At 66.0% G+C, this 12636-nt stretch carries 12 protein-coding genes; 5 read left to right on the top strand and 7 right to left on the bottom strand.

Features of this window, described 5'->3' with window-relative positions; all coding sequences use genetic code 11:
* The first annotated feature begins 2 nt into the window (after nucleotides 1–2).
* Nucleotides 3–1181 carry a type II secretion system F family protein gene (locus N7422_RS08385; RefSeq protein WP_279806109.1) on the top strand — a complete coding sequence of 393 codons (1179 nt, stop codon included), beginning with the start codon at nucleotides 3–5 and terminating at the stop codon, nucleotides 1179–1181.
* A 59-nt stretch (nucleotides 1182–1240) separates the two neighbouring features.
* Here N7422_RS08385 and N7422_RS08380 read toward each other — a convergent pair whose 3' ends face one another.
* Nucleotides 1241–2155, bottom strand: a complete 915-nt coding sequence (locus N7422_RS08380; protein WP_279806108.1) for a tyrosine-type recombinase/integrase — start codon at nucleotides 2153–2155, stop codon at nucleotides 1241–1243.
* 214 nt (nucleotides 2156–2369) lie between these two features.
* On the opposite strand from N7422_RS08380, the gene N7422_RS08375 reads away from it, so the two are divergent.
* Nucleotides 2370–3551 (top strand): NnrS family protein, encoded by a 1182-nt coding sequence (locus tag N7422_RS08375; protein WP_279806107.1) that lies wholly within the window; start codon nucleotides 2370–2372, stop codon nucleotides 3549–3551.
* 61 nt (nucleotides 3552–3612) lie between these two features.
* Nucleotides 3613–4260 (top strand): DUF1345 domain-containing protein, encoded by a 648-nt coding sequence (locus N7422_RS08370; protein ID WP_279806106.1) that lies wholly within the window; start codon nucleotides 3613–3615, stop codon nucleotides 4258–4260.
* Here N7422_RS08370 and N7422_RS08365 read toward each other — a convergent pair.
* Entirely contained in the window at nucleotides 4186–5415 is a 1230-nt protein-coding gene (locus N7422_RS08365; RefSeq protein WP_279806105.1) for an aminotransferase class I/II-fold pyridoxal phosphate-dependent enzyme, read from the bottom strand. The two genes, N7422_RS08370 and N7422_RS08365, sit on opposite strands and share 75 nt — an antisense overlap.
* A gap of 296 nt (nucleotides 5416–5711) precedes the next feature.
* Between N7422_RS08365 and N7422_RS08360 the strand changes: the two genes are divergently transcribed.
* Nucleotides 5712–5975 (top strand): DUF1652 domain-containing protein, encoded by a 264-nt coding sequence (locus N7422_RS08360; protein ID WP_279806104.1) that lies wholly within the window; start codon nucleotides 5712–5714, stop codon nucleotides 5973–5975.
* Here N7422_RS08360 and N7422_RS08355 read toward each other — a convergent pair.
* The gene (locus N7422_RS08355) at nucleotides 5972–8059 is read right to left on the bottom strand and encodes an EAL domain-containing protein (protein WP_279806103.1); all 2088 of its coding nucleotides are present in this window, start codon (nucleotides 8057–8059) and stop codon (nucleotides 5972–5974) included. The genes N7422_RS08360 and N7422_RS08355 overlap by 4 nt on opposite strands.
* Nucleotides 8060–8367: 308 nt before the next feature.
* Between N7422_RS08355 and N7422_RS08350 the strand changes: the two genes are divergently transcribed.
* Entirely contained in the window at nucleotides 8368–8649 is a 282-nt protein-coding gene (locus N7422_RS08350; protein ID WP_279806102.1) for a hypothetical protein, read from the top strand.
* A 1-nt stretch (nucleotide 8650) separates the two neighbouring features.
* Here N7422_RS08350 and N7422_RS08345 read toward each other — a convergent pair whose 3' ends face one another.
* The 4 genes from N7422_RS08345 to N7422_RS08330 all read right to left on the bottom strand — a co-directional run bounded on the left by N7422_RS08345 (nucleotide 8651) and on the right by N7422_RS08330 (nucleotide 12617).
* On the bottom strand, nucleotides 8651–9349 hold the full coding sequence (locus N7422_RS08345) for an alpha/beta hydrolase (protein ID WP_279806101.1): 699 nt from the start codon (nucleotides 9347–9349) through the stop codon (nucleotides 8651–8653).
* A gap of 132 nt (nucleotides 9350–9481) precedes the next feature.
* A complete protein-coding gene (locus tag N7422_RS08340) occupies nucleotides 9482–11005 on the bottom strand; it encodes an MFS transporter (protein ID WP_279806301.1) in 1524 nt (507 codons plus the stop codon).
* 44 nt (nucleotides 11006–11049) lie between these two features.
* The gene (locus N7422_RS08335; protein ID WP_279806100.1) at nucleotides 11050–12135 is read right to left on the bottom strand and encodes an HlyD family secretion protein; all 1086 of its coding nucleotides are present in this window, start codon (nucleotides 12133–12135) and stop codon (nucleotides 11050–11052) included.
* Nucleotides 12136–12203: 68 nt separating this feature from the next.
* Nucleotides 12204–12617: a cupin domain-containing protein gene (locus N7422_RS08330; RefSeq protein WP_279806099.1), complete on the bottom strand. Its 414-nt coding sequence runs from the start codon at nucleotides 12615–12617 to the stop codon at nucleotides 12204–12206.
* Between the last annotated feature and the right edge of the window lie 19 nt (nucleotides 12618–12636).

Below are 12636 nucleotides of genomic sequence, written 5' to 3'. Positions count from 1 at the left end.
CCATGCGCTATCAGCTCAAGGCCCTGGGCAGCCAGGGCGTGGTGCAGCTGCAGGTGGATGCCGAGGACATCGAGCAGGCCCGGCGCCAAGTCGAGGACCGGGGGTTGCGCGTGCTCAGCGTGCGCAGCCAGGGGCTGGCCTGGAGGCGCCGCACGGCGGCGTTCGACCTGGTGCTGTTCAGCCAGGAGCTGACCACCCTGCTCAATGCCGGCCTGCCACTGATCGACGCCTTGGAAAGCCTGGCCGAGAAAGCGCCAGGCGGCAGCGCACGCAAGACCCTCGAGCAGCTGGTACGCCAGCTGTATGAAGGGCGTTCGCTGTCCCAGGCCCTGGCCCGACAGCCCCTGGTGTTCCCCACCCTGTACGTCGCCCTGGTGCAGTCCAGCGAACGCACCGGCGCCCTGGGCGATGCCCTCACCCGCTACATCGGTTATCGCCAACGCTTGGACCTGGTGAGGCAGAAGCTGATCGGCGCCTCGGTCTACCCGCTGTTGCTGTTACTGGTAGGCGGCGGCGTGGTGCTGTTCCTGCTCGGCTACGTGGTGCCCCGCTTCAGCCTGGTGTTCGAAGGCATGGGCACTGAATTGCCATGGCTGTCGCGGGCATTGATGCAGATCGGCCTGTTTCTGCACGCCCAGCAACTGCCGCTGGGCCTGGCTACGCTGACGGGCATCGCGGCAATGATCGCCCTGCGCCGCCACCCGGTCGTGCGCCGCTGGGCCAGCCGGCAACTGCGCCGCTTACCAGCCCTGCACCAGCGCCTGGTGATGTACGAGCTGGCGCGGTTCTACCGCTCACTGGGCATCCTGCTGCAAGGCGGCATTCCCATCCTCACGGCGCTGGGCATGGCCCGTGGCCTGCTGGGCAACGCCGCGGCCGAGAGCCTGGAGCACGCCAGCCGGCAAGTCGCCGAGGGACTGCCCCTGTCTGACGCGCTCGAAGCCGGCCAACTGGTGACGCCCGTGTCATTGCGCCTGCTACGCGCCGGCGAGCAGTCAGGCAACCTGGGCGAGATGCTGGAGCGCTGCGCGGACTTTCACGACCAGGAGATCGGCCGCTGGGTGGAATGGTTCGTCAAACTGTTCGAACCCTTGCTGATGACCTTCATCGGCCTGCTGATCGGGCTGATCGTGATCCTGATGTACATGCCGATCTTCGAGCTGGCCTCGAGTATCCACTGAGTGCGGTAGCCAAGGGGGGCGGCGGTATCCGGGACCGACACCCCCAGCAGCGTGGCCATTCAGTAGTCGAGACGATCCACCGCGCGACGACGCTCGTTGTCATCCCGGCGATCGTAGCCGGCCGTGGTCTGAATGTTGGCGTGATGCGCCAACTTCTGCGCGATCGACAGGTCATGCTCTTCGATCACCCGGGTGATGAAGGCCCGGCGGAAATCGTGGGGCATGATCTTCGCCCCGACTTGCGCCCCGCGCTGACGGGCGATGTAGTAGATCGCGTGTTTGCTGATACGCGCCCGGGTGATGTGACTGCCCCGACGGATCCGGTTGAACAGGAAGCTGTCGTCACGCTCGCCGGCCGGCAGGTGCTCGCGCCGCAGGTCAAGCCAGGCCTGCAGCTTTTCGAAGGCCCAGGCCGGGGCGTACTTGACCAGCTGGCGATTGCCCTTGGCCAGCACCTGCACGCTGTGTTCCTGGAAATCCACCTGGGCCAGGTCGACATCCACCGATTCCGACTTGCGCATGCCTGTGCCGTACAGCAGCGCCAGAATCGCCGCATCGCGCACCCCCTGCGGGCGGGGGTCGGCGGCGCACACCTCCATCAACTCGCGGATCAGGCTGCGGCGCAGGTTGCGCCCGGGCGGCAGGCGGCTGCCGCTGGCCGGTCTGATTTCGCGGATCCTGAGCAACTGCTCATGTTCGATCAGGCCCTGGCGCCAGGCTTCGTTCATCACTCCACGCACGGCATTGACGTAGAGGGATGAGGTGTTGGGGGCGTAGCCGTCGGCGCGCAAGGCGGCGACCAGCGCGATCACATGGCCGGGCTCGAGACGGTGCCAGGGCACGTCGGCGATATCGCAGTCGACGAAACCCAGGCGGTCGGCGGCATCCTGCAGGATGTAGCGCATGGTCAGCTGGCTCGAGGGTGCCAAACGGGCGAAGTACTGCAGCAGCGGGTTGCGCAGGAGATCGGTCACAACGGGGAATCCTGTAGCAGTGCGGCACCTCGCAACGACGTGATGCGACGCAAACAAGTCATTTCAACCTTGATCAAGGTCAAAATGACAACAAACAAATAGAGTCAATATGACTGATTACGGTGCCATCACCTTGATATTCAAGGCTTTGAGCGATGGCACCATTCGTGATGGTACTCGATTCAACCGCTCTGATCGAACCAAGGTTCCCGCCATGCTGATCCAACCGATCCCCGCTCGCCCTCGCCAGGCCCTATGGGCCCTGGGGTTTCGCCCGTTCTTCCTCGGCGGCAGCCTGTTTGCCCTGATCGCCCTGATGCTCTGGGCCGGCACGCTCACCGGCGCACTGTCGCCCACCCCGCCCGGCGGCATGCTTGCCTGGCATCGCCACGAGATGCTGTTCGGCTTCGCCGTGGCCATCATCGCCGGCTTTCTGCTCACCGCCGTGCAGAACTGGAGCGGTATTCCTGGTCTGAGCGGCCGACCACTGCAGGGGCTGTTCCTGCTCTGGCTGCTGGGCCGGGTGACCTGGTTCCTGGCGCTGCCGAGCTGGCTGCTGGTGCTCATCCAGGGCACCTTTCTGCCGCTGGTCGCCTTGGCCCTGGCCCGACCGATCATCCAACGGCGGCTGCGCAACAACTACCCGATCGTCGGCCTGATATTGCTGATCGCAGCCTGCCAGTGGCTGACCCTGGCGGGTTGGCTGGAGCACAACGAGCAGTGGCAACGACGCGGCGTATTGGCGGGGCTCTGGCTGGTCGCCGCGATGATGAGTGTGATCGGTGGCCGGGTGATCCCGTTCTTCACCCGCCGCGGCCTGGGCAACCCGGCGCCTGCCAAGGCACGTCCATGGCTTGACCGCGCCAGCCTGGTGGGCAGCGTGGCAGTGCCGCTCACCTTTGTCGCCGGGCTCGATGACGCGCCCCGGCCTTCGCTGGCCGTGCTGTTCTGCGCCCTGGCCGTGCTGCACGGACTACGCCTGGTGTCGTGGCATGATCGCGGCCTGTGGCGGCTCCCGCTGCTGTGGTCGTTGCACCTGGCCTATGCCTGGCTGGTCCCGGCATGCCTGGGCCTGGCACTGTGGCATGCGGGGGTGGGCCTCAACCCGAGCCTGGCTACCCATGCACTGACGGTCGGCGCCATGAGCGGATTGATCGTGGCGATGATGGCCCGGGTTAGCCTGGGCCATACCGGACGGCCCTTGCAGGTGCCACGCAGCATCGGCTGGGCATTCGCGCTGATCCAGCTGGCGGCGCTCGCGCGGGTGGTGGTGACGCCGTTCACGCCCTCGGGGCTGGCATTGTCGGTGCTGTTCGGCAGCGGCGCGCTGTTGCTGTTCCTGTGGCACTACCTGCCGATTCTGATGCGGCCCCGGGTGGATGGCATGCCGGGCTGAGCCGCGACAGCGCCATTGCTGGTCTACAGTTCAACCCACGCCCATCCAGCCAAGGGACCGCATGGCCTTTCTCCGCCTCACCCGCACCCACCCGCGCCTGAGCATCGCCACATTGGCCGGCGTGCTCGGCGGCTGGCTGATCCCCGCCGACGATACCGTGCAGCACATCCTTACCGGCTGGAACCTCGGGGTCTGGCTGTACCTGCTCATGGTCCTGTGGCTGAGCCTGCGGGCCAACGCCGAGCGGGTGCGCAACGTCGCCCGCATCGAGGACGAAAATGCCGGCCTGGTGCTGATCACCGTCTGCGTCTCGGCCATCGCCAGCCTGGCCGCCGTCACCCTGCAGCTGGTCTCGAGCCGGGGCCTGGAAGGCAGTGCCCTGGCCTTGCACTACCTGTACACCGGGCTGACGGTGGCGGGCTCCTGGCTGCTGATCGGCTGCATCTTCAGCCTGCACTACGCACGGCTGTTCTATACCGACGAGGCGCGCAACCCCCCTCTGTGCTTTCCCGATGGCGAGCGCAATCCGGACTATTGGGACTTCCACTACTTCTCGTTCACCATCAGCGTCGCGGTGCAGACTTCCGACATCGGGGTCGCCAGCCGGCCACTGCGCAAGGTGGTGCTGGCCCATTCACTGGTAGGTTTCGTGTTCAACACGGCGATCCTGGGCTTCACCATCAACATCGCCGCTGGCCTGCTCGGCTGACAGGCGCATGGCGAAGGCGGCGATGCGCCGGCACACCTTCTCCAGCACCTCGACCTCCAACACCAGGCCCAGGCGCACATGCCCTGCCGCACTGGGCCCGAAGGCATCGCCAGGCAACAGTGCCACACCCTCCTCGTCCAGCAAGCGCTGGGCGAAGGCTTGGGCGCCGAGCCCGGTGCGGCGAATATCGAGCATGACGAACATGCCCCCGGCCGGGCGATGGGCGCGCACGCCAAGGCAGCCTTCGAGCACCGCGCACACTCGGTCGCGCCGCTGCCGATAAGCCTCGCGCATCTGCCCCACCTCGGGCAGCGCCTGCTCCAGCGCGACACAAGCCGCGTGCATGACGAACTCCGGCAAACCGAACAGCATGGCCATGGCCAGGTTGCCCAGGTGTCCGGCCAGCGCTGGCGGCCCGATCACCCAGCCCACCCGCCAGCCACTCATGGCATGGGACTTGGAGAGGCTGTCGATGACCACGCAGCGCTCGGCCATGCCAGGCAGCTGCAAGGGCAACGGCGCTTCGCGGTCATATGACAGCCCCCGATAGACCTCGTCGCAGAGCAGCCACAGGTCATGCGCCCGACACAGCGTCGCCAGGCGCTGCAGGTCCGGCGCATCGACGACCGCGCCCGTGGGGTTGTGCGGGGTATTGAGCAGCAGCCCGCGGGTGCGCGCGGAAACTGCCCGCGCCACGGCGTCGGGATCAAGGCGAAAACCCTCCTCGGCGCGCGTCGCCACGGGCACCGCCCGAGCGCCGCAGGCGCCCAGCACGGCGTGATAGGTGACGTACATCGGCTCGGCGACGATCACTTCGTCGCCCGCTTCGAACAGGCATTGACAGGTGGCGAACAGCGCACACTGCGCACCCGCCATGACCACCACCTGATCCGGCTCGACCGCCAGCCCGCTGCGGCGCACGATCGCCTCGCGCAGGGCCAGGCTGCCGCGCACGTCACTGTAGTGGGTATCGCCACGACGCAGGCTCGCCACCGCGGCTTCCACCACCGGTGCCGGCGTGTCGAAATCCGGGTCGCCCACCGACAACAGGAATACCTCTCGCCCCTGCCTGCGCATGGCCAGCGCCTGATAATGGATATCCCAGGCCGAGGCCGCATCGCCGGCAATGCGCTGGGTGAGCGAGGAATAACGCATGGCTGTCTCCCTGTCTGCCGGTCGGCACCGTTGGTCCGAAAGATGCTGCCGGTAAACATAGCAGAGCGGCGATTTCCCTCAGCCCCGCCCCTTACAGGAAAACGTTTGCCCCGCCAGTGACCATCCACCGCCTTGCGTGACAGCACTGTGACGGCTGTCATGCATTAGCACATTTGCCATATTTTCCAGGGAACACTGTCATGGCAGGTGCTATGGTTAGAGTCCCGACGGCCAGGACGGCCACTGCGCAAGTGCTTTGGACTCACCACGCTCAGGACACGAACAAGGAGGCTGGCATGAACAAGATGACGTTCCCCAACGCCTGCCAGGTGATGCGCTGGCATTTCCATCCGCTGGGTTTCGAGGCGAGCATGGATGCGCCGCGCAGCATGATCGCCCGCCTGTTCGACCGCGCCACCGGTGAAACCCTGCTGGCCATTGCCGGCATCCCCTGCGCGACCATCATGCCCGCCGCCGATGTCGAACGGATCATCGAGGCCGTGGAGGCCGAGATGGAAACCTTCGACCTGCTCGCCAGCCCCCTGCGCGACGTCGTCTAGCTCAACGTCCCCTGACGCTCCCGCAGCGCCTGCAGTGCTTGCATGAACTGTTCCGGCGGCGCCGGCTGGCCAAGCAGGTAGCCCTGCAGCGAATCGCAACCCAGCCGGGTCAGAAAATCCTGCTGACGGTCCGTCTCCACGCCTTCGGCGACGATACGCAGCCCCAGGGCCTGGCCCAGAGCGACGATGGCCGAGACGATGGCGGCGTCATCGCTGTCCTGCTCGAGGTCACGGACGAAGCCACGGTCGATCTTCAGCTCGTTGGCCGGCAGACGCTTGAGGTACATCAGGCTGGAATAGCCGGTGCCGAAATCATCGATGGACAAGTCGACCCCCATCTGCGCCAGGCGCTGCAGCACGTGCAGGCTGGCATCGGCGTCGCGCATGGCGGTGGTTTCGGTGATTTCCAGGGTCAGGCGATTGGCCGGCAGGCCGTTCTCCTCCAGGGCCCCCGCCACGCTGTCGACCAGCCCGGCGTGACAGAACTGGATCGCCGACAGGTTCACCGCGATACGCCAGTCCTCATGCCCCTGTTGCATCCACTGCCGCATCTGCCGACACGCCTCGCCCAGCACCCACTCGCCAATCGGGATGATCAGGCCGGTCTTTTCCGCCAGCCCGATGAAACGATCCGGCAGCATCAGGCCATGCTGCGGATGTTCCCAGCGCAACAACGCCTCGGCACCGATGGGCTGGCGCAGGGCGGCGTCGAACTTGGGCTGGTAATACAGACGGAACTGGCCCAGCTCCAGGGCCGTGCGCAGGTCCTGGAGCAGTTGCAGCTGCTGGCGCGCGTTGCTGTTCATCGATGCGTCGAAGAAGCTGTAGCCGTTCTTGCCGGCGCTCTTGGCGTGGTACATGGCGGCGTCGGCGTTGCGCAGCAATTCATGCTGGTCCAGGCCATTGCCCGGGTACAGCACGATACCCAGGCTCGCCGACAGCTGCAGGTCATGTTCGGCGACGCGGAACGGCCGGGACACCAGGTTGACCTGCTTGACCGCGACGTTCATCGCATCGTCCGGCTCGTCCAGTTCCACCAGCAGCACGAACTCGTCGCCACCGATGCGCGCCAGGGTGTCCTGGCTGTGCAGGTGACCGCGCAGACGCGTCGCCACGGCCTTGAGCAGCAAGTCGCCGACGTGGTGGCCGAAAGCGTCGTTGACTGGCTTGAAACCATCGAGGTCGATGAACATCAGGGCAAAACAGCCGCCCTGCTCCGCCACCCGGCCAATGGCCTGCTCGATACGGTCGGCCAACAGCGTGCGATTGGGCAATCCGGTGAGGGTGTCGTGCAAGGCCAGTTGGGTCAGTTCCTGGTTGGCCAGCGTCAGCGAGCGCGCCAGTTCCGCCGTGCGAGCCTCCAGGCGGGCGTCCAGCACCGAGGTCAGCAGCGCCACCGCCAGTACCGCCAGGGTGGTGATCAGCACCACGTACTCCAGACCGTTCCCGGCCAGGCCCGTGGCCAGCGCGCCACAGAAGCTGCCCTCGGGGAAATTGGCAGCGGCCATGCCGGTGTAGTGCATGCCGACGATGGCAAAGCCCATGACCACCGCCGCCAATCCGCGGATCTGCCGCACGTAAGGCGTGTGCCGACGCAGGCGGAAGGCGATCCACAACGCCGCCGCCGACGCGCCCACCGCGATGGCCAGAGAGGCGCCGAACAGCGCCGGATCATAGTCGATGCCCGGCTGCATGCGCAGCGCCGCCATGCCCATGTAGTGCATGCAAGCGATGCCGGTGCCCATGACCAAGGCACCGAAGGCCAGTTGCAGCCACGGCAGTTTCGGCTGGCTCACCAGCCACAGGGCGAAGCCCGAAGAGGCCACCGCGATCAGCAGCGACACGGCCGTGAGCACCGTGTCATAACCCAGCTCGATCGGCAGGCTGAACGCCAGCATGCCGATGAAGTGCATCGACCAGATGCCGATGCCCATGGCGAATGCCCCGCCACCCATCCACAGGTACACCGCCCGCCCCTTGGCCGTGGCGATGCGCCCGGTGAGATCCAGGGCCGTATAGGAGGCGAGGATGGCCACGCACAGCGAGATCAACACCAGTGCGGAGGAATAACTACCGATCAGCATTTGCACGTCCAGGAACGAGCCAAGGGAGGGCTCGGAAAAACCGATGATTGTACTCAAGCTTTGGCGAAACGCACGGGGTTTTCGCGAATGAGAATGGATCCAATAATCGACCGGAGGCAGCGCAACACCTTGTGTAGAGCACTTCCAGGCGCGCATAACGGCAAATTGCCATTGGTCGCGCGGCACCACTGACAGCCAGGATGCCTGGCGCGCGGACGGCGCCCGACACAAACCCCGAGCCAAGCGAAGCGGCTCCGGCTAATCTGAACAGGCCAACGCAGCAGAAATCCTTTGTTCAGGAGCTTGAAATGGCCACCTTGCCCAGGCACATGCTCGCCCTCCTCCTGCTTGCCCTGACCCTGGCCCTGACAGCCGGTTGCTCGAGCAAGCACTCCACCACGCGATACGCCGCCCAAGGCTCCAACTGCTACGCCAAGGCCCTGCCCAGCAGCGGCGAGGGCGGCCTGGCGTTCGGCCCGACCCTCGCCACGGCCAGCAGGAAGTCGCTGGACAGTTGCGTGCGCTACGCCAGCCGCTCCGGCGGCACGCCACGCACCTGCCAGGTCGTCGTGGCCAAGTGCAAAGGTTGAATCAGCTCTGCCTCGATTCGGCCAGCGCTTGTTCGATCAGCTTCGCGACCTCGTTCGCCTGGGAAGCCAGCGAAGCATGGCTGGCCTTCAGCGTGATGGTCTTGCGTGGGTTCATGCGCGCAGCCATCCGTTCCTGGTTCTCAGGCGCGATCATGTGGTCTTCGCTGGAAATCTGATACCAGCTCGGCTTGCTCTTCCAGGCCGGATTGCTGATCGTTTCACCGAAGGTGCTCGCCAGCGGTGCCTTCTGCGTCACCGCCATGACCAGCGCCTCATCGGCCGACAGGTCCTGGCAGAAGCTCTCGTGGAACTTGTCCGCCTTGATCCACAGGTAGCCGTCGCTGTCCGGCTCGAGGTTGGGCGCCGCCTTGGGGAGATGTTCCTGGGTCAGCCCACCGGGGCTTTCGCCTGCATCAGGTGCAAAGGCCGCGATATAGACCAGGCCCATTACATTCGGCTGGTTTCCCGCCTCGGTAATCACTGCCCCGCCATAGGAGTGCCCCACCAGCAGCACAGGCCCGTCGATCTGCGCCACCATCTTGCGCGTGCGCTGCGCATCCTCGGCCAGCGAGGTGAGCGGCAGCTCTACCGCGCGCAGGTCGGTGATGCCCTTGCGCGCCAGCTCGACGATGACCTTGCCCCAATGGGCGGCACCCCCCCAGAAACCGTGTACCAGAACGACCGTTGGCTTGCTGCTCATGGCTGAACACCTTCGTTGTAATGAACCAGGATGTGCTTCGCCGGGATAGCATAGGCCACCAGCGCTGACGGTTTAGATCAAAGACCTTGGACCGTTCGCCGGTTAATTACCGCAACGGCTGCTGGGACCTCCTTAGGGCAAAGCCCGGTTGGACCGACGCGCCAACAGCAGCTTGATGCCTACCAGCAACGGTGCCGCCACGGCGAACAACAGCGCCACCGCATTGAAGGCCGTGTCGAACGCGATCACCGCCCCCTGCCCCGACACTGTCCTGCCCAGCAGGCTCGTGGCCATGCGCGCGGCGGTCGTGGCGTCCAGGCCCTCCAGCCGCAGCATGGCAGTGATGCTGTCGAGTCGCTCGACCAGCGCCGGGCTGGCCGGGCTGACCTGCCAGCCAAGCACCTGCGTATTAAGCACTCCGTGCCGGTCAAGCAGCGTCTGCAACCCCGCCACCCCCATCAATCCGCCGAGCTGGCGCCCGGTATTGAACAGGCCGATGCCGCTGGCAAGGTTGTGCCGGTCAAGCTTGCCGAAGGCGATCAAGGTCAACGACAGGAACAACATGCCCAGGCCGGCGCCGCGCAGCAGCACCGCCGCCATCATGTCGTCCTTGCCGCTTTCACCGGTCGAACCCGACAACATCCACATCGCGACCATGATCATCAGGATGCCGAACGGTACCGTGGCGAACGGCGCGACGCCACGCACCTGGATCAGGTAGGCCACCAGCAGCAGCACGCCGATGAACACCGCGCCACTGGGCAACAGCAACAGCCCGGCATCGGTGGGGGTGAAGGCCAGCACCGACAGGGCGAAAGCCGGGATCACGAAAGCGCTGCCGAACAACGCCGCGCCCGCGACGAAGCTGACGATCAAGGCAAAGGTGAAATCGCTCGATCTGAACAGCGTGAAATCGAGTAGGCCCGGCCCCTTTCCCAGCAGCTGCTGACCAATGAACAGCAGCAATGCCGCGCCCCCGATCACGCAGCTCCAGGCAATGGCGGGCTCCTCGAACCAGTCCCAGCGGCTGCCCTGGCTCAGCGCATAGGTCAGGCAACCCAGGGCGGTGGCGCAGACCAGGCAGCCCAGCCCATCGAAGGGCCTGCGGCCAGGGCCATCGGACACCAGCGGCCCGATGGCCAACAACAGGCCGGCCGCCGCCAACGCCAAAGGCACGACGCAGAGAAAGATCCAAGTCCAGGACTGGCTGTCGATCAGCCATCCTTGCAAGGCCGGCGCAAGGGCCGTCGGCGCCACCACCGCGCCCATGGCGAACACCGCCTGCAGAGCCGGCTGCTGCGCGCGCGGGCACGTCAGAAAGACCAGCGCCTGCCCCGCCACCAGCAATATCCCGCCCGCCATGCCTTGATACGCCCGCAAGGCGGCCAGCAGATCGACATCCGCCGTCAGCGCCGACGCCGCGCAGGCCAGCCCCATCAGCAGGGTCGCGGCGATGACCACGCTACGCGGCGCCAGTCGCGTCATCAGCCACGGCGCGATCAGAAATCCCATCAGCTTGCAGGCGGTGTAACCGATGTCCAGCCAGGCGAACTCATCGGGCGTGGCGTGGGTATCGCCGAGCATGTCGCTGCGCCCGATCGCCAGCACGCTGCTGGCGATCGCCTCGGTCAAGGCAGCCAGCACGATGCCGGCCATCAGCAGCAACCCGCGGGGCGAACCGCCACTCACCGGTGTCGCACTCACGAACCACCTCCGACTTCGACCCGTACCCGTGCCGACAATCCCGGCACGATACGCCCCGGCAAGGGGTTGTGTGCCAGGCGGATTTTCACCGGCACGCGCTGCACCACCCGCACGAAATTGCCCGTGGCATTGTCCGCCGGCAACAGGCTGAACGCGGCCCCGCTACCGGGCGCGAAGCTGTCGACCACACCTTCGAGCACATCGCTGGGATAACCATCCAGGGTGATCCGCGCCCGCTGCCCAGGTCGCATGTGTTCCAGCTGGGTCTCCTTGAAATTGGCCACGATCCATACATTTTCCACCGGCACCACATCGAGCAATGCCCCCCCTGGGGTGACGAAGCGCCCGACGCGCACCTGGCGATTGCCAACCACGCCGGACACCGGCGCCCGTACCACGGTGTGCTCCACGTCGATCAAGGCCAGCTCGCGGGCGGCCCTGGCCTGCGCGATGGTCGCCAGCGCCGCCTCACGCTGCGCCGCCAGCACCACGATGCGTTGCAGCTGGGCATCGACGGTGGCACCGGCGGCCGTCACGGCGGCCTTGGCTCCGGTACGGGCGGCCGCGGTCTGATCGACCAGGGCCTGGCTGACGGCGCTGTGCACGATCAACTTGCGGTTGCGCTCATGGGTCTTGTCGGCGAGCGTGCGTTCGGCCATGGCGGCGTGTCGTTGAGCCTGCGCCTGGCGGATCTGGGCCTTCTGCAACTGGGTCTGGGCATCGACGTCGTTCAACCGCGCTTGGGCGGACTCCAGGTTGGCCTCGGCCTGCGCCAGGTGCGCACGGTAGTCCCTGTCATCGATCCGGAACAGCACATCACCGGCCAGCACGCGTTGATTGTCCTCGACCTCGACCACCGTCACGTATCCCGACACCTTGGCGGCCAGGGATGTGACATCGCCACGTACGTAGGCGTTGTCGGTCGAAATGGCATCGAAGGAGCGAAACACCACCCAGCCCACCGTCACCAGCAGAACGGCCGCCACGCACAGCCCGATGCCGACCCTGCGGCCCCGGCCGGATCGCGCCATGCGGGTCTCGCCCAGGGCGTCGCCGGCCTGATCGTGTTCATCTGTCTTCATGCTCTTTCGTCCTGTTGACGGCCCTGACGACAGCTCGCTGCCGCCAGGGCCGAGGGCGATGGCCCGACTCACTTGTCGCTGGGGGTGACCAGTACCGTCTCGTCACTGTCGAGCACGAACACCGCCATCAGCCGTGCCGGCTTGCTGTCGCTGGCATTGGCGCTGACACCGTGGAACGCGCCCGGCGCCTCGTACCAGTTCTCCCCAGGCTTGTAGACCTTGGCCGGTTCACCATTGACGCTGCTGCGTACTTCTCCTTCGAGCACGGTGGCATAGATGAACGCCGACTTCGGATGCCGGTGCGCCGGTGACGAGGCGCCCGGCGCGTAATCGACGATCACCCCCCTCATGCTCTTGCCAGGCACGTTCGGCAGCGGCTTGTCGAAGACGACCGTGACCTTGCTTGCCGGGCGGTCGGCGGCCAGTGCGGGAGTAAGGGTCAGCGCGCTCAAGGTAGCGGCCAGGAAGATTCGGCTGAACATGGGAGTACTCCTTCTACGA

Origin of the sequence: Pseudomonas sp. GD04091, assembly GCF_029836165.1 — a bacterium.
Taxonomy (GTDB): Bacteria; Pseudomonadota; Gammaproteobacteria; order Pseudomonadales; family Pseudomonadaceae; genus Aquipseudomonas.
Note: the sequence above shows the minus strand (reverse complement) of the source record. Positions and strands in the feature narration are given on the sequence as shown.

What these genes read in the sequence shown, in the direction of transcription:
- N7422_RS08385 (WP_279806109.1), top strand. Translation starts at nt 3, where the DNA reads ATGCGCTATCAGCTCAAGGCCCTGGGCAGCCAGGGCGTGGTGCAGCTG.
- N7422_RS08375 (WP_279806107.1), top strand. Translation starts at nt 2,370, where the DNA reads ATGCTGATCCAACCGATCCCCGCTCGCCCTCGCCAGGCCCTATGGGCC.
- N7422_RS08360 (WP_279806104.1), top strand. Translation starts at nt 5,712, where the DNA reads ATGAACAAGATGACGTTCCCCAACGCCTGCCAGGTGATGCGCTGGCAT.
- N7422_RS08365 (WP_279806105.1), bottom strand. Translation starts at nt 5,415, where the DNA reads ATGCGTTATTCCTCGCTCACCCAGCGCATTGCCGGCGATGCGGCCTCG.
- N7422_RS08335 (WP_279806100.1), bottom strand. Translation starts at nt 12,135, where the DNA reads ATGAAGACAGATGAACACGATCAGGCCGGCGACGCCCTGGGCGAGACC.
- N7422_RS08340 (WP_279806301.1), bottom strand. Translation starts at nt 11,005, where the DNA reads ATGGCCGGCATCGTGCTGGCTGCCTTGACCGAGGCGATCGCCAGCAGC.
- N7422_RS08355 (WP_279806103.1), bottom strand. Translation starts at nt 8,059, where the DNA reads ATGCTGATCGGTAGTTATTCCTCCGCACTGGTGTTGATCTCGCTGTGC.
- N7422_RS08345 (WP_279806101.1), bottom strand. Translation starts at nt 9,349, where the DNA reads ATGAGCAGCAAGCCAACGGTCGTTCTGGTACACGGTTTCTGGGGGGGT.
- N7422_RS08370 (WP_279806106.1), top strand. Translation starts at nt 3,613, where the DNA reads ATGGCCTTTCTCCGCCTCACCCGCACCCACCCGCGCCTGAGCATCGCC.
- N7422_RS08350 (WP_279806102.1), top strand. Translation starts at nt 8,368, where the DNA reads ATGGCCACCTTGCCCAGGCACATGCTCGCCCTCCTCCTGCTTGCCCTG.
- N7422_RS08330 (WP_279806099.1), bottom strand. Translation starts at nt 12,617, where the DNA reads ATGTTCAGCCGAATCTTCCTGGCCGCTACCTTGAGCGCGCTGACCCTT.